Here is a 17,282-nt window from a genome sequence, read left to right on the forward strand (position 1 = left end):
GATGGCCACCGCCGACGACACCCCGTTTCTGCACATACGCAACCTGCGTGTGTGGTACGGCACCGCCGACAGCGCGCCGGTGGTCCGTATCGATGAACTGGCGCTGTTCCGCGGGCAGTTCCTCGGACTCGCCGGGGAGAGCGGTGCGGGAAAGACGACGGCCGGGCTGACGGTGCTGGGGCTGACCCGCCATGCGGGTGCCCGGGTGACCGGCAGCATCCGGCTGGCCGGCGAGGAGCTGGTGTCCGCCCCGGAGAGGCGGCTGCGGCGGCTGCGCGGCACCACCATGGCGCTGATCCCGCAGAACCCGGCCGCCGCGTTCCATCCGGTACTGCCGGTCGGGGTGACCGTACTGCGTGCCCTGCGGCTGCACGGGTGCACCCGAGCCGAAGCCCGGCGCCGCGCCGCCACCGCACTGGAGCGCGTGGGGCTGCCCGCCGACCACCTCTCCCGCCTCCCGCACCAGCTCTCCGGCGGGCAGCTCCAGCGGGTGGCCATCGCCCTGGCGTCGGCCCTGCGCACGCGGCTGCTCCTCGCCGACGAACCGACCAGTGCACTGGACGTGACGGTCCAGGCGGAGATCTGCGCACTGCTGGCGGAGTTGCGCGACACGCACGGGACGGCCGTCCTGTTCATCAGCCACGACCTCGCGCTACTGGCCGGGTTGTGCGACCGGATCGCGGTACTCCACCAGGGGCGGGTGATCGAGGACCGCCCCGCCGCGGACCTGGTCGCCGCGCCGTGGGCCGACTGCACCAGGCGGCTGCTGGCGGCGGTACCCCGGCTGGGCATCCCTGCGGCACCCGGGCCCGGCGAGGGACGCGACGAGGAGGCGGCCGGTGCTTGAGGCGCGCGATCTGACGGTGGTGCACGGCGGTACGGCCGTGGTGGACCGGGTGAGTCTGGCGCTGCCCGAGGGCCCGTACGGACTGGGACTGATCGGTGCGAGCGGTTCGGGCAAGACAACAGTCGCCCGGTGTTTGTCGGGACTGATGACGCCGACGCATGGCACGGTCCTTTTCCGCGGTGCCGACGTCAGCGGAATGCGGCGGTCGGGTGCCTACCGGCGTGCGGTGCAGATCGTCGTGCAGGACACCGAGGGCGCCCTCGACCCGCGTATGCGCGTGGGCACGGCGATCGCCGAAGTGCTGCGGGCGCACCGGATGGTGCCGCGCGGCACCGAGCGCGAGCGCGTCGCCGAGCTGCTGGCCGACGTGGGGCTGAGCGCCGAGCACGCCGCTCGCCACCCGCACCAGCTCTCCGGCGGGCAGCGTCAGCGTGCGGCGATCGCCCGCGCCCTCGCGGTACGGCCGCGCTTCCTGGTCCTGGACGAGCCGACCAACGCGCTGGACACGACCGTGCAGGCCCGGATCCTCGGCCTGCTCAACACACTCCGCACCGAGCACCGGCTCTCCTTGCTGCTGATCTCGCACGATCTCGCGGTGGTGGCGCAGCTCTGCCGGTACGTGGTCGTACTGCACCACGGGCGCGTCGTGGAGGAGGGCCCACTCACCGCCGTACTGCGCGAGCCCCGGCATCCCGCCACCCGAAGCCTGCGCGACGCAGTGCCGCGCCTTTCCCCGTGAACCCGGGTACTACCAGTGGTACCCATCAGGGCGGCCCGGCCTCACCCAGGGCAGACCCGCCCCGGCAGCTCCGCTGGGACGGCGCTCCGCTCCGCGGTCGTGAACCTCTGCGTGCCGACGACACGGCAGAGTGTGCCGCGCCACAGGGCGGGGTCGAGCCGGACGGCCTCGAAGTCCGTATCACCTCGTGAGCCGCTTCGTGGCGGTCTTGCGGTGGGGTCCGACCTGTAGTCCGCTACCCGTCATGAGAAACGTGAGGAACAGGAGCATCACCGCGCTGGCCGCCACGCTGCTTGCGTCGGCCCTGCTCGCTGCCGCCGCACCACATCCGTCGGCGGCGGCCCCGCGGCTCGGCGTCGACCTCGATACGGTGACGATCCCGGAGCTGCAGGCGCGTATGGGGGACGGGTTACTGACCTCGTCGGCGCTCACCACCGCCTATCTGCACCGGATCAAAACCATCGACCCCAAGATCAACGCGGTGCTGCGCACCGACCCGACGGCTCTGCGCCAGGCCGCCGCCAGTGATGCCCGACACCGGCGCGGTGCCGTCCGCGGCCCCCTCGACGGCATCCCCGTACTGATCAAGGACAATGTGAACACCCGCGGGCTGGCCACGACGGCCGGATCGCTGGCGCTGGCCGGAAAACCGCCCGGCACCGACGCCGCCCTGGTGACGCGGCTGCGCAAGGCCGGGGCAGTGATCCTCGGCAAGACCAACCTCTCCGAGTGGGCCAACTTCCGCGCGGCAAAGCCGACTTCGGGCTGGTCCGCGGTGAGCGGGCAGACCAACAACCCGTACGTACTGGACCGGAATCCGTGCGGCTCCTCCTCCGGCTCGGCCGCCGCGCTCGCCGCGTCGCTGGCCCAGGTGGCGATCGGTACTGAGACGGACGGCTCCATCGTGTGCCCGGCCGGCATGAACGGGGTGGTCGGCCACAAGCCCACCCTCAGCCTGGTCAGCCAGGACGGCGTGGTGCCGATCTCCGCCGAGCAGGACACCGCGGGCCCCATGGCACGCAACGTGGTCGATACCGCGCTCACCCTATCGGTGATCAGCAATGGCGGCATCGCACATCACGGCGGTGCCACCGGCCTCACCGACGCACTGCCCCGCCCCGACGGCCTGCGGGGCAAGCGCATCGGCCTGTGGCGGCTGCCCTCGCTCGGGCCGAAGGTGGACGCCCTGATGACCCGTACGGCAAAGAGGTTGCGCGCAGCGGGCGCCGAGGTCGTCGAGGTAACGCCGCCGTACCAGAAACGACTCGCCGAACTCGAATTCCCGGCGCTGCTGAGCGAGTTCCACAGGGACATCGACGCCTACCTCGCCACCCGCCACGGGCCGCGGGATCTCGCCGGACTCATCGAATTCAACCGCACCCACCCCGCGGAACGGACGTGTTTCGCCGGACAGGAACTGTTCGAACAGGCCCTCGCCGCACCGCCGACCACCGACCCCAAATACCGCGCCATGCGCGCCGAGCTGACGGACCTCTCCCGGCGCTCCATCAACGAGACCATGGCCACCCACCGGCTCGACGCCATCGCCTCGCCGACGAATCCACCCGCCTGGACGACCGACTGCGCGCGCGGCGACAACGACGTGATCCCGTCCTCCACCCCGGCAGCCGTCGCCGGCTACCCCTCCTTGTCGGTCCCCGCCGGCTTCGTGGGCGAACTGCCCGTCGGCGTACTGCTGATGGCCGGTGCCCACCAGGACACCGAATTGCTCACGCTCGGAGCGGCGGTGGAAAACCGGCTCACCGCATGGCGGGCACCGCACTACCTGCCGTCGGCGGGCACCGACGCCAGTCGGTGAATGAGCCATCCGCCGCCGGCACCCGGCCCGGGTCACCTCGCGGGGTCACCGGACCGGGTCACCGGACCAGGTCACCGGACTAACTACACGTCAGTCGGGCGTTGCCGTTGCGTACTGCGGGCGGCCGGTGGGCCGGTAGACCTGGATCGTCACCCCCTTCGGAGTGGACCGCGAGTCGACCAGTTCGAGTGCTGTGTCCGGGCCGGTGTCGGGGAACAGCCGCGTGCCCTGGCCGATGACCACGGGATAAGTGAGCAGGGTGATCTCGTCGACAAGCTGGTTGTCGAACAGCCGGCGAACCAGGTTGCCACTGCCGTGCACCTGCAGCTCACCCGCCTGCTCGGCCTTCAGCTCGCCGATGGCCGCCACGACGTCACCGGAGAGGACCGTTGTGTCCGCCCATTGCGGATCGGTGAGCGTGGTCGATGCCACGTACTTGGGCCGCGTGTTCAACGCCGCTGCGATGGGATTACTCGAATCTGCCATCACTCCCCAGTAGCCGGCAAAGATCTCGTAGGTCCGCCGGCCGAACAGGAACGCGTCGGCGCGCTGGAAGACCTGGTTCAGAAACGTCGTGGTCTCGTTGTCCTCGCCGAAAAGCGGCAGAGCCCATCCGCCGCGCTCGAATCCGCCCCTGCGGTCCTCATCCGGCCCGCCGAGGCCCTGCATCACGCCGTCGACGGAGACGTGCGTGATGGTCGTCAGTTTCATGGTCGCGGTTCCCTTCTCGCTGGGTTGTGCCGTCGCTCGATTCGACCGCACCGCAGCGCCGATCTCATCGATCGCAACAGAGCGCGTCCGGCCGATTCATTCCGCACCCTCCCGAACACGTCGCCTGCGACTGCCCCAGGTGACCAGGCTGTCCCGCAGCTCCATGGAGCGCGAAGAGTCAGGCGCGAGCGAGCCGCCGCTCGGCTACCGTGGCTCCGCATGACGCACACCGAGATCGAGATCACCGCGGAACTGGTCCGGGATCTGCTGCGCGACCAGCATCCCGACCTGGCCGACCGGCCCTTGCGGCTCGGTGCGCGTGGCTGGGACAACCAGCTGTGGCGGCTCGGCGATGATCTCGCGGTCCGGTTGCCTTGGGCAACGCAGTCTGCGGACGCACTGCTCTACAAGGAGCATGCCTGGCTGCCCGAGCTCGCCCCGCGCCTTCCCCTCCCCGTCCCCGTGCCACAGCGCCTCGGCGAGCCCTCGGAGCGGTTCCCGCGGCCCTGGATCGTCACGACGTGGGTTCCGGGCACGGCCTCCGACCATGCCCCCGCCACGCGCTCGGTGGAGGCAGCCGACACCTTGGCCGCCTTCCTGACCGCCCTGCACCGACCGGCGCCCGCCGGGGCGCCGACCGGCCGGAACCGCGGAGGGCCGTTGGCCGATCACGCCGAGGGGTTCGCCGAACAGCTCGCCTCGGCCACCGAACTGGGCCTGATCCATGCCCCGGACACCATCCGCGCGATTTGGGAGGATGCCGTCGCGGCGCCGCGCTGGGCCGGGCCGCCAATGTGGCTGCACGCCGATCTGCATCCGGCCAATATCCTCACGGAGGGTGGCACCTTCTGCGGTGTGATCGACTTTGGCGACCTCTGCGCGGGCGATCCGGCCTACGACCTCGCCGCTCCGTGGCTGCTGCTTCCGGACGGCGCCATCGACCGCTTCCACGCCGCGTATCGGCAGACCGTAGACCCCGCAACCCTGCGCCGGGCCCGCGGCTGCGCGGTGCTGAAAGCTCTCACCTGCATCCTCATCGGAGAAGCAGGCATCCAGGGTCGCCCCGGGGGGAAGCCCACTTGGGGCCCGCCGGCGCACACAGCACTGCGGCGCCTGTGCAGCGCCTCTCCGATCTCGTGCAGGGGCTAGCTCTTCAGCGGGGGCTTCGCCGGGCTGCTTCCAAGATCGATTGTCAGTGGTGGGTGAGAAGGTAAGAGCACCGAGTGAAAGAGGGGGAGCAGTCTTGTCCGGAACCCAGAACTACATCAACCACGTTGCTCTTGTCCTGGATGCCAGTTCGTCCATGTCACACCTGAGCCGCAAGGTCGTTGAGGTCGCCGACCAGCAGATTGCCTACTTGGCCCGCCGGTCGAAGGAGCTGGACCAGGAGACCCGTGTCACGGTGTACGTCTTCGCCGACAAGGTGGAGTGCGTCATCTACGACAAGGACGTGCTGCGGATGCCGTCCCTGAAGCAGCTGTACCGGGTCGGTGGCATGACGGCTCTGCTGGCGGCCACGCTGAAGTCACAGCGGGAGCTGGCGCAGACGGCTCAACTGTACGGCGACCACAGCTTCCTGACGTTCGTACTGACCGACGGCCAGGAGAACGCAAGTCACCGCTGCCCGGACGCCCCCGCCAGGAACCCGCGGGAGCTGGTGCAGGCCGTGGCCACGATGAGCGAGACGCAGGAGGACAACTGGACGCTGGCCGTCCTCGTGCCGGACCAGATGGGCAAGCGCGAGGCCATGCAGTGCGGCTTCCCGAAGGACAACATCGCCATCTGGGACGCCACGAGCACGCAGGGTCTGGAGGAGGCCGGGCTGGTCATCCAGCAGGCCACCGAGAACTTCATGGTGGGCCGGGCCCAGGGCATCCGGGGATCGCGGGCGGTGTTCTCCACGGGTGCGGAGGTGGTCAACAAGGACACCATCAAGGCAGCCGGCCTCACCCCGGTGAAGCCGTCGGAGTACCAGCTGATACCGGTGGCTCGCGACGCGGCGATACGGGAATGGGTCATCGAATGCGGGCACACTTACCGCACCGGTTGTGCGTTCTACCAGCTGAGTAAGTCGGAGAAGATCCAGGCACGGAAGCAGATCGCGGTGCTGGAGAAGAAGACGGACCGCGTGTACACGGGGCCGCAGGCCCGATCCCTGCTCGGCCTGCCGGACACGGAGGTCCGCGTCAAGCCGGACCACAACGACGACTTCACCATCTTCGTCCAGAGCACCAGCGTGAACCGAAAGCTGGTTCCGCACACACGACTCCTGCTGATGATCTGACACCTCACAGCCCCGCCGGCCCGCCCGGCGGGGCTCCCTTCGAGTTCAGCACGCTGCCTACGAAGAGCCGAATCGCGTAGAGCCGCGGAGCTGTTGCCGCGTACCTTCGACTGCATGGCTGACGAGTGCTTCGGGCATCCACGGCTCGCCGCGATCTATGACCCGCTCGACCCTGACCGCAGCGATCTTGACGCGTACGTCCACATGGCGGAACAGACCGAAGCGCGTCGGGTGCTGGACATCGGATGCGGGACAGGAGTGTTCGCCCTTCTCCTGGCTGATCGCGGGATCGAGGTTGTCGGGATCGACCCCGCCGAGGCGTCGATCGAAGTAGCCCAGGGGAAGCCGGGCAGTGAACGGGTGCGGTGGATCTGTGGTGACGTGTCCGCCCTCCCACCGCTGCAGGTCGATCTGGCGACCATGACGGCGAACGTAGCTCAGGCCATCGTGGACCCGAAGGTCTGGCAGGAGACTCTGGGGAAGGCGTACGAATCGCTGCGGCCAGGCGGGCGCCTGATGTTCGAGACCCGGGATCCGGCCAGGCGTGCCTGGGAGCAGTGGAACCGGGAGGATTCCTGCCACGTGACGGAGATCCCGGGCGTGGGCGCGGTCGAGAGCTGGGTCGAGGTGACCGACGTCAGTTGGCCGCTGGTGACGTTTCGTTGGACCTACGTGTTCGCTGCGGACGGGCAAGTGCTGACCTCTGATTCGACGTTGCGTTTCCGGGAGCAGGAGGAGGTCGAGACCGACCTGTTCGTGCAGGGGTATGTGGTCGACGATGTGCGTGAAGCTCCTGACCGCCCGGGCCGGGAGTTCGTCTTTCTCGCGCGGCGCCCGGAGGCGGGCTGAGCGTCGTGGTGAAGATGAACCTTCGCCAGGGCGGTCAAGGAGTTCGGACTCCCCAGAATCGAGCGCATGAGGGATCATGAAGCATGCGTCCGGATGGCTGGCACCTCACCGAAGACATCGACGACTTCCTGGACCGAGCCGGGGAGTTCCTGCGCTCACGCCCCGCCCTGCACACCACGCCACTGTCGGTGACCGAGAAACTTCGCACGCTCGGGGCGGCCGCACACGGCACCCAAGCCCCCGTCTTCGGCAGACTGGAGCGAGCGGGCGAGGTCCATGCCACCTTCTACCGCCTCCCGTCCCGCGGCCTGAGCGTCACCTCTCTCACTCCCGAGCAGGCCGATACGCTCGCCGCCCAGTTGGTTGCACTCGGGCACTCCCTTCCTTACGTCACCGCGGACCACAGCACCGCCACTGCTTTCGCCGAGGCATGGCAGCGGCACACGGGCGCAACGCCGACGCTCCGCGTGCGGCTGCACCTGTACCGTCTCGGCACACTCACCCCGCCGGAGCCGTTCCCGGCGGGCCGGGGCCGACTCGTGGGCGAGCGGGAGCATGAGCACCTCATGTGCTGGTGCCGTGAGTTCGCAGCGGACGTCGGGGAGGACGTTTCCATTGACGCCGCTTCCTGGGCCGGCACCCGCTTCGCCGAGAAGCGCTACACGTACTGGGAAACCCCGGACGGCACGCCCGTCTCCATGGCGGGCGTGAACCCGATGGTCGGCGGCCAGGTCCGGGTGGACCCCGTCTACACCCCGGCCCACCTGCGCGGCCGCGGCTACGCGGGCGCCGTGACGGTCGAGGTCAGCCGCGCCGCGCTCGCCGCAGGCGCCAAGGAGGTCGTGCTGTACACGAACGCGGCCAATCCCACCAGCAACGCCCTCTACCAGCGCATCGGATACGTCCCGCTCACCGACTTCGCCGTGTACGACTTCGCGTACACCGCGTCGGAAGCCAGATAGGGACGCGAGAAGTCAGTCGCCCGGAGTGCCGTCCCGAGTGAACGCCCACAGTACGAGCCCGAGGCAGCTGAACGCGGCACCCAGTGCGCATACGGCGCCCCAGCCGGCCACCGTGTAGAGGGAGGTCGCGGCGATGGCGCCGGTGGCGCTGCCGATCGAGTAGAAGACCATGTATCCGCCGATCAGCCGGCTGCCCGCGTCCGGATGCAGCGCGTAGATCAGGGTCTGGTTGGTGACATGGACCGCCTGCACGGCGACGTCGAGCAGGATCACCCCGACGACCAGGGCCCAGAGCGAGCTGCGGGTGAAGGCCAAGGGCAGCCACGAGGCGGCGAGCAGTACCAGGGCGATGCCGGTGGTCCGCCGGGAGAGTCCGCGGTCGTTCAGGCGGCCCGCCACAGTCGCGGCCAGGGCGCCGGCGACACCGATCAGACCCAGCGCCCCGATCGCGCTGTGCGGCAGGAAGTACGGGGCCTCGCTGAGCGGCAGCGCGACGCTGCTCCACAGGGTGCTGAAGGCAGCGAAGATCAGCAGGCCGAACAGGGCCCGGCGCCGCAGCAGTTGTTCCCGTGCGAACAGGGTGATCGTGGAACGCAGGAGCTGTCCGTAGCGCAGGGTTGTCGGCGGAGCGGCACTGTGGCGCGGCAGTACTCGGTACAGGATCAGGGCGAGCAGCGCGGTGAGCGACGCCGAGGCGAGGTAGACGGAGCGCCAGCCCGCGAGGTCGGCCATGAGGCCGGACGCGGTGCGGGCGAGCAGGATTCCGATGACCACGCCGCTGGTGACCAGGCCAACTACCCGTCCGCGCCCGGCGGGAGGGGCCAGTGATGCCGCGAAGGCCACCAGCGTCTGCGTGACGACCGCGAGGAGCCCCGTCGCGGCCATGCCCGCGAGCAGGATCGCTGCGGTGTGGGCGGTGGCCACCACTCCCAACGCCACTACCAGAAGAAGCAGTTGAGCAACGATGAGCCGTCTGCGGTCGGTCACGTCACCCAGCGGTACGAGGAAAAAGAGTCCCAGCCCGTATCCCACATGCGTGAGCGTGACCACGCTGCCGACAAGTGCCGGGCTCATGGCGAGGTCGTGGCCCATGGTCACCAGGAGCGGCTGGGAGAAGTAGACGTTGGCCACTGCGGCCCCGCAGGCGACGGCGAACAGTATGACGACGCCACGGGACAGGACGAACGCGGCGCCTTCCCCGCTTCCGACCTCGGTCTGTCGTGTCACGGCCTCACAATTGCCGGGCATCGGCACCCCTCCGCACATCTGGTTTCAACTTACTACCAATGATGTCGGCGACGGTAGCCTTGGTTGGTAGCATGTTGCAACCGTCGTGAGAGGGAGGGACGCCATGGTGGCCAGAACACGCTTCGACGACAGCGAATGTCCCGTCGCCCGGTCGGTGGACGCGATCGGCGACTGGTGGTCCCTGCTGATCGTGCGAGACGCCTTCGACGGAAGCCGCCGCTTCGGGGAGTTCCAGCGCAGCCTCGGCGTGGCGAAGAACATCCTCACCGCGCGACTGCGCACCCTGGTCGCCGGCGGCGTACTCGAATCCGTCCCCGCCTCGGACGGCAGCGCCTACCGCGAGTACGTACTGACTCCGAAGGGCAAGGCGCTCTTCCCCGTCATCGTGGCACTGCGACAGTGGGGCGAACAGCACTTCTTCGACGCCGACGAACCACACTCAGAGTTGGTCGACCGCCGACAGGGACATTCCCTCCGCGCACTGGAGGTGCTGTCCGCGGACGGGCGACGGCTGAATCCGGACGACACCGCTGTCCACAAGGTCTCCGACCAGTGAACAGTGATCCGAGGCGGAGACCCGGCGCCGGCACTCGGCCGCCGCGCCGACAGGCCGACAGGCCGACAGGCCGACAGGCCGACAGGCCGACAGGCTAGGTAAGTAAGCATCCGCTCGGCGGGGTATCCGCGGGGCGTCCGCGCCGTAATCGAGAGCTGTCGCGCGGCACCTGCCCACCGCCCGCAGAAGGGGAGCGCCTCTTCCAGAGGGAGGTCCGCAAGAACGAATTTGCGGCGGTCAAGCGCTGGCGTGGGACCGACTGCTGTTGTCGGCGGACGCGGGCGTGGTGCGGCCGACTTCGTCCTGGACGAGCAGGGAGAGCAGGGAGGCCACCGTCAGGCCGGATTCGGCCGGGTGGCGCAGGACCTTGCTGGGGTCGATGCGGTACAGGTTGGTGCGCCCCTCCCGGGTGTGGGAGAGGTAACCGTCCTGCTCCAGGTCGGCGATGATCTTCTGGACGGCGCGTTCGGTAAGGCGGCAGTACGCCGCGATGTCACGGATGCGGGCGCTGTGGTTGTCGGCGATGGCTGCCAGCACTCGCGCGTGGTTGGTGATGAACGTCCATCCGGTGTAGGGCTCGGGCACTCCATCCATCTCTCCACTTTAGCGACCGGCCATGCGTGCTTTCAAAAACACGTACTCTGTTTCAGGTATTAGTTGACGTGTATCGTCGGGGGCGGCAGTCTGAGAGCGGTCGTAGGCACAGACGAGGGAGAGGCCATGCCGGAGCCTGCCTACTCTGAGCAGTCCCCGACCGGACAGGGTTCCGGGCCCGGGCAGGGCTGCCGTCCGCCGGCGGCCGTCCCGCCGTTCCTGGCATCGATCGACGTCCTGCCGGACGGCGATCGGGTGACCGCAGCGCTCCGGGGAGAGCTCGACCTGGACGCCGCCCAGTGGCTCCGGTCCTACCTGCACCAAGCCCTCAGCTACTCAGTCAGCGGCGTCGATCTGGACCTGCATGAGGTCGAATTCTGCGACTGTTCCGGCCTCAACCTCCTGCTCAGCCTGCGCCATCGAGCCCTGGAACAGGGCAAGACCGTCACCCTCTGCCGCAGCAGCCCCGCGGTCGAGCGGCTGCTCGATCTGACCTGCACCAAGAACCCGTTCACGCCCCCGAACCCGGACGACAAGTACATGACATCCTCTGCCGCCCCCCACGACCCTGGCCCGCCCGAGGACACCGACCAGGACCTGCATGTCCAGGTCGCCCAATTGCGGCGGGCCATGCAGACCCGGCCGACCATCGACCTGGCCCGCGGCATGCTCATGGCCTCCTTCAAGCTGAGCCCCGAGGCGGCCTGGGATGTGCTCGTCACGACCTCACAGAACACCAACACCAAGCTGCACCGCCTGGCCGGAGAACTGGTGAACTCCGTTCAGGGCACTACGTTGCCCCCGGTCGTGCAAGAACAGCTCACGGCCGCCGTCGCCAAGACCAAGCCGGCAGCGACAGCCCCGCCCCCGCAGCCCGGACCACCGGACCTGCAGAACACCGCGCCGGAACCGCTCACCAACCAGCCCGATTCCTAGCTGTCCTCAAGCAGCTGTCCTCAAGCAGCTGTCCTCAATTCGGTTCCGGCTTCCGCTGGTACCTGTTGCCTCTCCGGAGGCGACGATGAGTGAGGTGGACCCGGCCTTGGGGCGGATGACTGGTGTTCGGGAAGGGGCCGACCTTCGGTGCGGCCGAGCACGGCCATCCAAGCGCTCTCCTCGCAGTCACTCGCCCCAAGTGACCGGCAGGCTCTTCACCCCGTAGATGTCCGCGGTCTCCGGGCGCAGGCTGACCTCTTCGGCCGGTACGGCCAGGCGCAGCGTGGGGAAGCGGTTGACCAGGGCGGTGAATGCGACCCGCATCTCGATGCGGGCCAGCTGCTGGCCCAGGCACTGGTGGATGCCGTGGCCGAAGGCCAGGTGCCCGCCGTCCTGCCGCTGGAGGTCGAGCACGTGCGGGTCGGCGAAACGCTCGGGGTCGCGGTTGGCGGTGCTGTACGACAGGATGACGGGCGAGCCGGCCTCGATGGTCCGGCCGCCCAACTCAACGTCCTCCAGCGCCGTCCTCATGAACGTCTTGGCAACGCTCAGATACCGCAGCAGCTCCTCCACGGCCCGGTCGGCGAGCGCGGGATCGGCACGCAGCGCGGCCAGTTGTGCCGGATTCTGCAGCAGCGCGAAGGTGCCCAGTGCGAGCATGTTGGCGGTGGTGTCGAGCCCGGCCGCCAGCAGAATCAGGGCGATCCCCTTCAGCTCCTCATCGTTCAGATCGCTGTCGGTGAGATCGCTGAGCACATCGTCGGTGGGGTTCGCGCGCTTGGCGGCCACCAGCTCCTCGAGGTAGTTCTGGGTCGCGGTGTAGGCCGCTATCAGCTCCTCGTCGCTCGTCTCCCCGTTCATGAACGACTCGACGTGCTCCTGGAAGGAGCCCCGGTCCTCGTACGGCACCCCCAGCAGCTCGCAGATGATGATGGCGGGGATGGGCTTGGCGAACGCGGTCACCAGGTCCGCCGGCGGCCCGGCCTTCTCCATGGCGTCCAGGCAGTCGGCGGTGATCCGCTCGACGCGCTCGGTGAGCAGTCGCATCCGCCGTACGGTGAACTTGCCCATCAGCGGCTTGCGATAGCGCCTGTGCTCCGGGTCGTCCATGAGGACGAACTCGCCGGGCGACGCCGGAGGGACCTCGATGTCGCCGTAGTCGATGGTCGGGTGGTACCGCATGAGCTCCTTGCGCGAGCTGAACCGCGAGTCAGCCAGGACCGACCTGACCAGGTCGTATCCGGTGATCAGCCAGCCGGACTTTCCGCCGGGGAAGGTGTAGCGGCTGATGGGGCTGTGTCGGCGGGCGTCGATCAGCTCTGCCGGCGGGTCGAAAGGGCAGCCGGGCTGACGCATCGTCGGGAGCGTCGTGACGGTGTGCAGGGATTCCCCCATGGCCATTCCTCATCTCGCGATAGGACGTGTTTGGCGTAGTTCGAAAGCTACGTTGCATTCAGAATTGCGTCAATCGATTGAAATGAGTAAGTGCAGGTGAACGGCGCTAAATTGATGCAATGACACTGAGCTCGAATGCAACGCTTCATTGCAATGAATGACGGCGAAGGCAATACTGACGGCATGCCAGGAGGACGATTGACCCAGCAGGACCGCCAGCGCATCGCGGCCGGACTCGCCGACGGGCTCTCCTATGCCGAGATCGCCAGGCGGCTCGACCGGACGACCTCGACGATCAGCCGGGAGGTCGCACGCAACGGCGGCCCCGGCGACTACCGGCCCCAGCGGGCGCACCAAGCGACGGTCCAGCGAGCACGGCGCGGCATACCGGCACCCGCACGCGAGGCCAGTGCGCCGAGCGGCACGACGGAAGAGGAGATCATCGAGCTGGCGGTCAGGTCGGGGCTGCCGAGGATGACGGCGCGCGTGCACGTCGACCTGTTGCTGTCCGAGGACGGCAGGCGCACCGCGGCCGAGCTGACCCGCAGGCTCAACGTCAGCCCGGCCTCCGTCTCCGTGGCCGTCAACTTCCTGGTCGAGCACGGGTATGTCCGGCGCGAGCGCGATCCGCAGCGGCGTCGCGACATCTACGTGGTCGATGACGACGCCTGGTACAACTCCATTGTGATCAGCTCACAGCAGACGCTCGAGTCGGCGCAGGCCGCGATGGCGGCGGCGGAGAGGTTGGGGCCCGAAAGCCCCGTGGGGCAGCGGCTGGCCAAGGGAGGCACGTTCCTGGAGCGGGTCGTCCTGGACATGAGGGAGTCGGCCGACCGCTGGCGCGGCCTCCTGTCGTGAGGAACCCAGCCCGACCGCGTGGAAGCGGGCTGGCCCTTCTCACTGACCGTCACCAACCCACGCCACGTGGCCGGCCGCCGTGCTCAAGGTTCTGTCCCGGCTCCCCGCCCACCCCGCGACCACCCCGCCGTCGACCGTCTCACACGTGCGTGAGAAGGCCCTCCAGCGGCCGCGGAACGCGCTCCAAGTCCAGGTGCGCGACCAGTGCCTGCGCGTACAGCGCCTTGCGACCGCTGTGCGTGCCCATGAAGCGCCGCAGTTGGTGTTCCACGGGCCGTTCGCGCTGTGCCGGCTGTCCCTGGAAAATACGGAAGGGGCGCATCTCGCCCTGGGCGTCGATGACTTGCTGCACACCCTCGGCCCCGAGAGCGCGGATCAGCTCGTCCTCCAGGTCGGCGACGCACACATGGAAGCCGAGTGTCACCAGTCCGGCGTGCGTGAGACCGGACCCGAGCCCAACCCGTTCCAGATGACGCCGGAAATGCCGCTCCTCGCCGATGTCACAGAGACCGGCCAGCGGGAGTCCGAGCCCCGGAGGACCGCACACGTCCAGGAAGCGCCCGATGCTCGTCGCACCTCCCAGCGGTACTACCGCGACGCCCTCCGCACCAAGATCGCGGCCATAGCGCATGGCCAGCGCTTCGAGCGCGACCTGATCGCTGCTCCCCTCGACGAGCACGACCATCCGCACATCGCCGGCCAGCTCCCGCGCCGCCTCGGCCGCCGCACCCGCGCCCGCTCCGCCGGCCGCCCACGCGACCACCGCCAGACGGAATCGCCTCAACTCGTCCACGAGACCTCGCTTCCCGCCGCCATCCTGGCACGGCCGAGATCCCGTACGCACGCACGTTTTCCGCAGGCGATGACCGTTCACCGTGAACTACCCGCGTAGGGGTACGTGGGGGCAAGAAAGCCCCCGACCTGTGGTCGGGGGCCTCTTTCGAGTAGCGGGGACAGGATTTGAACCTGCGACCTCTGGGTTATGAGCCCAGCGAGCTACCGAGCTGCTCCACCCCGCGTCGGTGAACCTCACTGTACGCCATGTTTCGCCGCATCGACGCATGTGGCGACTACGGGGCCGCCCACGATGCCGCCGGCCCACCCTCATCCGCCGCTACCGAGGCGAGCGCTCCCCTTCACAGCACCGCCATAGCACCGCCACAGCACCGCTCAATGGCGCTGTACTTCTACTCCTCCTCGACCACCAGAAGTCTCCGCGCAGCCCTCACCAGCGCGCCATTGTCAGCTGCGACGGACCCATCGGGAAGTACCAGAACATCCTCCAGCCCGACCCTCGTATCCAGCCCCAGCCGGGCAGCCACCCGCAGCACCGGCCATGCGCCACCGTCTTCTCCATGCAACAGCACCGGAGCAGACCGGACCGGACCCAGCTCTTCCACAAGAGCGAGGGCAGTACTGTCGGCCGTAGCCGCTTTGGTGTCCGTGACCTCAGCGAGCACTCGCAGCACCCGCCCAGTGAACGGCGAGGCGCGGAACCGGCGTGCCGCCTCCGTCCCCGAATAAATGCCTGCTTCCACCCCAACTCCCCGCTCCAAGAGCGCCTCGGCCACCTGCTCGGCGCCGTCCTCGTGCCAGTTCACCGACGCGTGATCGGGCAGCACGGACCAAGCCCGCGCCAGCGCCGCACGCTCTGCCGGGTCCGGGACAGCCCACGCCCCGGTCGTGACCCCGATCCGCACGCCGCGCGGGACGGCACGACGCACCGCGGTGACCGCTTGCGCGACCACCTGCGGCTCCAGCGAATCAAGGCCTTCGGCATCCTTAGGATGCAGATGGATGTCCTCAGCCCCCGCGGCCACAGCCCGTACGGCTTCCGCGGCCAGCTCGCTCGGCGACACGGGCAGAGACCGGCACTCCTCGCGCTTGCGCGCCCCGTTCAGACATACCTGCAACATGGCCGCGACTATGCCAGCCACCACCGACATCGCCGGTCAGGGCCCGGGCCCCTGACGCACCCGGACGAGGAGTAACAAGCCCTGAGGCTGTTCAGTCGGCGGATCAGGAGCATACTGGTAGCAATGACAAAGCCAGCTGCACTGAAGCGCCATTTGCCTACCAGCCCCTTCAAGGCCCCGGATACGCTGCCTCTCAAGCAGTTTGTCGTGGGCGACCGGGTCACCCACGACGTGTACGGCCTCGGCCGCGTGATCGCCATCGAGGACGGGATCGCGGTGCTCGTGGATTTCACCTCGGCGCAAGAGCGGATCATGAGTCCGTACGCCAAGATGAGCAAGCTATAAGACCGTTATGCCCGGTCACGGCGTGCTGGGCTCCGCCATGTCCTTGTCACGAATGGGAGACCTCTCATCGACCTGACCTCGCTGTTCTCCGCCCCGGAAGGGGCGCCCCGCCGTGCCACTCCGGCATCGCTGCCTCCGACGACGAACCCCTTCCAGGCCCCGGACTTTGAGGAGAGCGAGACCTTCCCGTTCCAGGACGCACAAGATGAGCTGCGGCTGACGTGTCCCGGGACCACAAACCCGTGAGCTGAACCCGTGAGCTGAACCCGTCCGGGCGGGCTCGCGGACACACACGGTTCGTCCCCGGCCTGCCACCGGGGACGAAGGGCACCAGGGACGAAGGGACTGTTCGGGGCTCTTGGCGCGCACGCGGCGGAGCGCTGTCAGTGTCAGCCGAGCGGGACGCCTGTCCGGCTCTCCAGGGCTTGAATGAGGTGGGCCTGGAACTCTTCGTCTTGCGATGCGGGATGCGGCGTCTGCACCTGTTGGTGGTACCAGTAGCCACCGGTGCTCGGGGTCACGTCGTGGTGGGTGGCGAGCCACGCTTGTGTCTGGTGCCCGGCAGTCAGGTCATCCGGTGCGCCGGCACCGCCCATACGGGTGGGGACCCACCCGGGGTCGACCGCATGGCTCGAGGTTCCTTCCCACCGGGAGGCGAGCGCAAGCGCGAGGGCGGTGACCCACAGTTTGGTGTCGTCGTAGGAGGCGGTGCCGGCGGTCAGCCTTCGCAGATCGGTGGAGCCGGTTCGGTGCATGGAGCTGCTGAGGTAGATGAGCCTGTCCGGTATATCCAGCAGGGCCGTCAGCATGTAGGGCGCGAGAGTATTAACGGTGACCGCTTCAGGAGAGTGCATGGCGCCGGCGTTGTGGATGACGGCGTCGAAGCGGCCGAACTCGGATGCCTGCCGGGCAACACCATGGATCTCGTCCAGCTTGGCGAGATCTCCGATGAGGACGCCTTTCCATCGGGCAGTGTCATCCGCTTCGGTGAGACGGGCCGGGTTGCGGACGTGGATGACCACGTCGTGCCCGTCGTGGGCCAACGCCTTCGCCGTGTTGTGCCCGAGGCCGCTGGATGCTCCGGTCACCAGAATCAGTGCCATGTCAGTCACCTTTCGTCTGTGGGGCGCCTGTGGGGTGCTGGGTGCGGTGCCTGGCGCGGTGAACTGGACGGCAGTATCCGCCAATTATCGAGGTCGTGCGTTCAGCGGCGACCTTCTCGA

General features: G+C 68.5%; 18 protein-coding genes and 1 tRNA gene. 11 read left to right on the forward strand and 8 right to left on the reverse strand.

All coding sequences use genetic code 11. The features are described 5' to 3' along the window. The first annotated feature begins 1 nt into the window (after position 1). The 3 genes from IF04_RS0116345 (at position 2) to IF04_RS0116355 (ending at position 3,405) form a co-directional block, all read left to right on the forward strand. Complete coding sequence (locus IF04_RS0116345; RefSeq protein WP_051831295.1) at positions 2-847, forward strand: ATP-binding cassette domain-containing protein; 846 nt, start codon at positions 2-4, stop codon at positions 845-847. Next, entirely contained in the window at positions 840-1,586 is a 747-nt protein-coding gene (locus tag IF04_RS0116350; protein WP_030257158.1) for an ABC transporter ATP-binding protein, read from the forward strand. The genes IF04_RS0116345 and IF04_RS0116350 overlap by 8 nt, the downstream gene beginning before the upstream one ends. 253 nt (positions 1,587-1,839) lie before the next feature. Then, a complete protein-coding gene (locus tag IF04_RS0116355; protein ID WP_030257161.1) occupies positions 1,840-3,405 on the forward strand; it encodes an amidase family protein in 1,566 nt (521 codons plus the stop codon). 90 nt (positions 3,406-3,495) lie between these two features. Here the strand turns inward: IF04_RS0116355 and IF04_RS0116360 are convergent, their stop codons facing one another. Further along, a complete protein-coding gene (locus tag IF04_RS0116360; RefSeq protein ID WP_030257164.1) occupies positions 3,496-4,116 on the reverse strand; it encodes a dihydrofolate reductase family protein in 621 nt (206 codons plus the stop codon). 219 nt (positions 4,117-4,335) lie between these two features. On the opposite strand from IF04_RS0116360, the gene IF04_RS0116365 reads away from it, so the two are divergent. The 4 genes from IF04_RS0116365 (at position 4,336) to IF04_RS0116380 (ending at position 8,211) form a co-directional block, all read left to right on the forward strand. Then, entirely contained in the window at positions 4,336-5,265 is a 930-nt protein-coding gene (locus tag IF04_RS0116365) for an aminoglycoside phosphotransferase family protein (RefSeq protein WP_030257167.1), read from the forward strand. A gap of 94 nt (positions 5,266-5,359) precedes the next feature. Next, positions 5,360-6,400, forward strand: coding sequence for a vWA domain-containing protein (locus IF04_RS0116370; protein ID WP_030257169.1), 1,041 nt, complete (start codon positions 5,360-5,362; stop codon positions 6,398-6,400). Between the two features lie 114 nt (positions 6,401-6,514). Next, the gene (locus IF04_RS0116375; RefSeq protein WP_030257171.1) at positions 6,515-7,249 is read left to right on the forward strand and encodes a class I SAM-dependent methyltransferase; all 735 of its coding nucleotides are present in this window, start codon (positions 6,515-6,517) and stop codon (positions 7,247-7,249) included. Between the two features lie 83 nt (positions 7,250-7,332). Next, positions 7,333-8,211, forward strand: a complete 879-nt coding sequence (locus IF04_RS0116380; RefSeq protein ID WP_030257173.1) for a GNAT family N-acetyltransferase — start codon at positions 7,333-7,335, stop codon at positions 8,209-8,211. A gap of 12 nt (positions 8,212-8,223) precedes the next feature. On the opposite strand, the gene IF04_RS0116385 is transcribed toward IF04_RS0116380, so the two are convergent. Then, entirely contained in the window at positions 8,224-9,459 is a 1,236-nt protein-coding gene (locus IF04_RS0116385) for an MFS transporter (protein WP_211259821.1), read from the reverse strand. A gap of 103 nt (positions 9,460-9,562) precedes the next feature. Between IF04_RS0116385 and IF04_RS0116390 the strand changes: the two genes are divergently transcribed. Beyond that, positions 9,563-10,015 (forward strand): winged helix-turn-helix transcriptional regulator, encoded by a 453-nt coding sequence (locus IF04_RS0116390; RefSeq protein ID WP_030257176.1) that lies wholly within the window; start codon positions 9,563-9,565, stop codon positions 10,013-10,015. A 237-nt stretch (positions 10,016-10,252) separates the two neighbouring features. Here IF04_RS0116390 and IF04_RS0116395 read toward each other — a convergent pair whose 3' ends face one another. Then, complete coding sequence (locus IF04_RS0116395) at positions 10,253-10,609, reverse strand: helix-turn-helix transcriptional regulator (RefSeq protein ID WP_030257180.1); 357 nt, start codon at positions 10,607-10,609, stop codon at positions 10,253-10,255. 126 nt (positions 10,610-10,735) lie between these two features. On the opposite strand from IF04_RS0116395, the gene IF04_RS0116400 reads away from it, so the two are divergent. Continuing rightward, positions 10,736-11,545 (forward strand): ANTAR domain-containing protein, encoded by an 810-nt coding sequence (locus IF04_RS0116400; protein WP_051831296.1) that lies wholly within the window; start codon positions 10,736-10,738, stop codon positions 11,543-11,545. Between the two features lie 186 nt (positions 11,546-11,731). Here the strand turns inward: IF04_RS0116400 and IF04_RS0116405 are convergent, their stop codons facing one another. Continuing rightward, entirely contained in the window at positions 11,732-12,940 is a 1,209-nt protein-coding gene (locus IF04_RS0116405) for a cytochrome P450 (RefSeq protein WP_030257185.1), read from the reverse strand. A gap of 183 nt (positions 12,941-13,123) precedes the next feature. Between IF04_RS0116405 and IF04_RS40400 the strand changes: the two genes are divergently transcribed. Beyond that, entirely contained in the window at positions 13,124-13,798 is a 675-nt protein-coding gene (locus IF04_RS40400; protein ID WP_030257188.1) for a GbsR/MarR family transcriptional regulator, read from the forward strand. Between the two features lie 139 nt (positions 13,799-13,937). Here the strand turns inward: IF04_RS40400 and IF04_RS0116415 are convergent, their stop codons facing one another. The 3 genes from IF04_RS0116415 to IF04_RS0116425 all read right to left on the reverse strand — a co-directional run bounded on the left by IF04_RS0116415 (position 13,938) and on the right by IF04_RS0116425 (position 15,714). Beyond that, a complete protein-coding gene (locus IF04_RS0116415) occupies positions 13,938-14,591 on the reverse strand; it encodes a TOPRIM nucleotidyl transferase/hydrolase domain-containing protein (protein ID WP_030257191.1) in 654 nt (217 codons plus the stop codon). 152 nt (positions 14,592-14,743) lie between these two features. Then, positions 14,744-14,817 (reverse strand) — tRNA-Met (locus tag IF04_RS0116420). Positions 14,818-14,985: 168 nt separating this feature from the next. Then, on the reverse strand, positions 14,986-15,714 hold the full coding sequence (locus tag IF04_RS0116425) for a 3-keto-5-aminohexanoate cleavage protein (RefSeq protein ID WP_030257194.1): 729 nt from the start codon (positions 15,712-15,714) through the stop codon (positions 14,986-14,988). Positions 15,715-15,837: 123 nt separating this feature from the next. On the opposite strand from IF04_RS0116425, the gene IF04_RS0116430 reads away from it, so the two are divergent. After that, a complete protein-coding gene (locus tag IF04_RS0116430) occupies positions 15,838-16,059 on the forward strand; it encodes a hypothetical protein (protein ID WP_030257197.1) in 222 nt (73 codons plus the stop codon). A 389-nt stretch (positions 16,060-16,448) separates the two neighbouring features. Here IF04_RS0116430 and IF04_RS0116435 read toward each other — a convergent pair whose 3' ends face one another. Then, positions 16,449-17,162, reverse strand: a complete 714-nt coding sequence (locus tag IF04_RS0116435) for an SDR family NAD(P)-dependent oxidoreductase (RefSeq protein WP_030257200.1) — start codon at positions 17,160-17,162, stop codon at positions 16,449-16,451. Positions 17,163-17,282: the final 120 nt, after the last annotated feature.

Source organism: Streptomyces violens, from assembly GCF_000717745.1.
GTDB classification, from domain to species: Bacteria; Actinomycetota; Actinomycetes; order Streptomycetales; family Streptomycetaceae; genus Streptomyces; species Streptomyces violens.

Coding starts and splice junctions, on each gene's coding strand:
- IF04_RS0116405 (WP_030257185.1), bottom strand. CDS start 12,940: ATGGGGGAATCCCTGCACACCGTCACGACGCTCCCGACGATGCGTCAG.
- IF04_RS40400 (WP_030257188.1), top strand. CDS start 13,124: ATGCCAGGAGGACGATTGACCCAGCAGGACCGCCAGCGCATCGCGGCC.
- IF04_RS0116395 (WP_030257180.1), bottom strand. CDS start 10,609: ATGGATGGAGTGCCCGAGCCCTACACCGGATGGACGTTCATCACCAAC.
- IF04_RS0116435 (WP_030257200.1), bottom strand. CDS start 17,162: ATGGCACTGATTCTGGTGACCGGAGCATCCAGCGGCCTCGGGCACAAC.
- IF04_RS0116385 (WP_211259821.1), bottom strand. CDS start 9,459: ATGCCCGGCAATTGTGAGGCCGTGACACGACAGACCGAGGTCGGAAGC.
- IF04_RS0116400 (WP_051831296.1), top strand. CDS start 10,736: ATGCCGGAGCCTGCCTACTCTGAGCAGTCCCCGACCGGACAGGGTTCC.
- IF04_RS0116360 (WP_030257164.1), bottom strand. CDS start 4,116: ATGAAACTGACGACCATCACGCACGTCTCCGTCGACGGCGTGATGCAG.
- IF04_RS0116390 (WP_030257176.1), top strand. CDS start 9,563: ATGGTGGCCAGAACACGCTTCGACGACAGCGAATGTCCCGTCGCCCGG.
- IF04_RS0116365 (WP_030257167.1), top strand. CDS start 4,336: ATGACGCACACCGAGATCGAGATCACCGCGGAACTGGTCCGGGATCTG.
- IF04_RS0116425 (WP_030257194.1), bottom strand. CDS start 15,714: ATGTTGCAGGTATGTCTGAACGGGGCGCGCAAGCGCGAGGAGTGCCGG.
- IF04_RS0116430 (WP_030257197.1), top strand. CDS start 15,838: ATGACAAAGCCAGCTGCACTGAAGCGCCATTTGCCTACCAGCCCCTTC.
- IF04_RS0116380 (WP_030257173.1), top strand. CDS start 7,333: ATGCGTCCGGATGGCTGGCACCTCACCGAAGACATCGACGACTTCCTG.
- IF04_RS0116375 (WP_030257171.1), top strand. CDS start 6,515: ATGGCTGACGAGTGCTTCGGGCATCCACGGCTCGCCGCGATCTATGAC.
- IF04_RS0116345 (WP_051831295.1), top strand. CDS start 2: ATGGCCACCGCCGACGACACCCCGTTTCTGCACATACGCAACCTGCGT.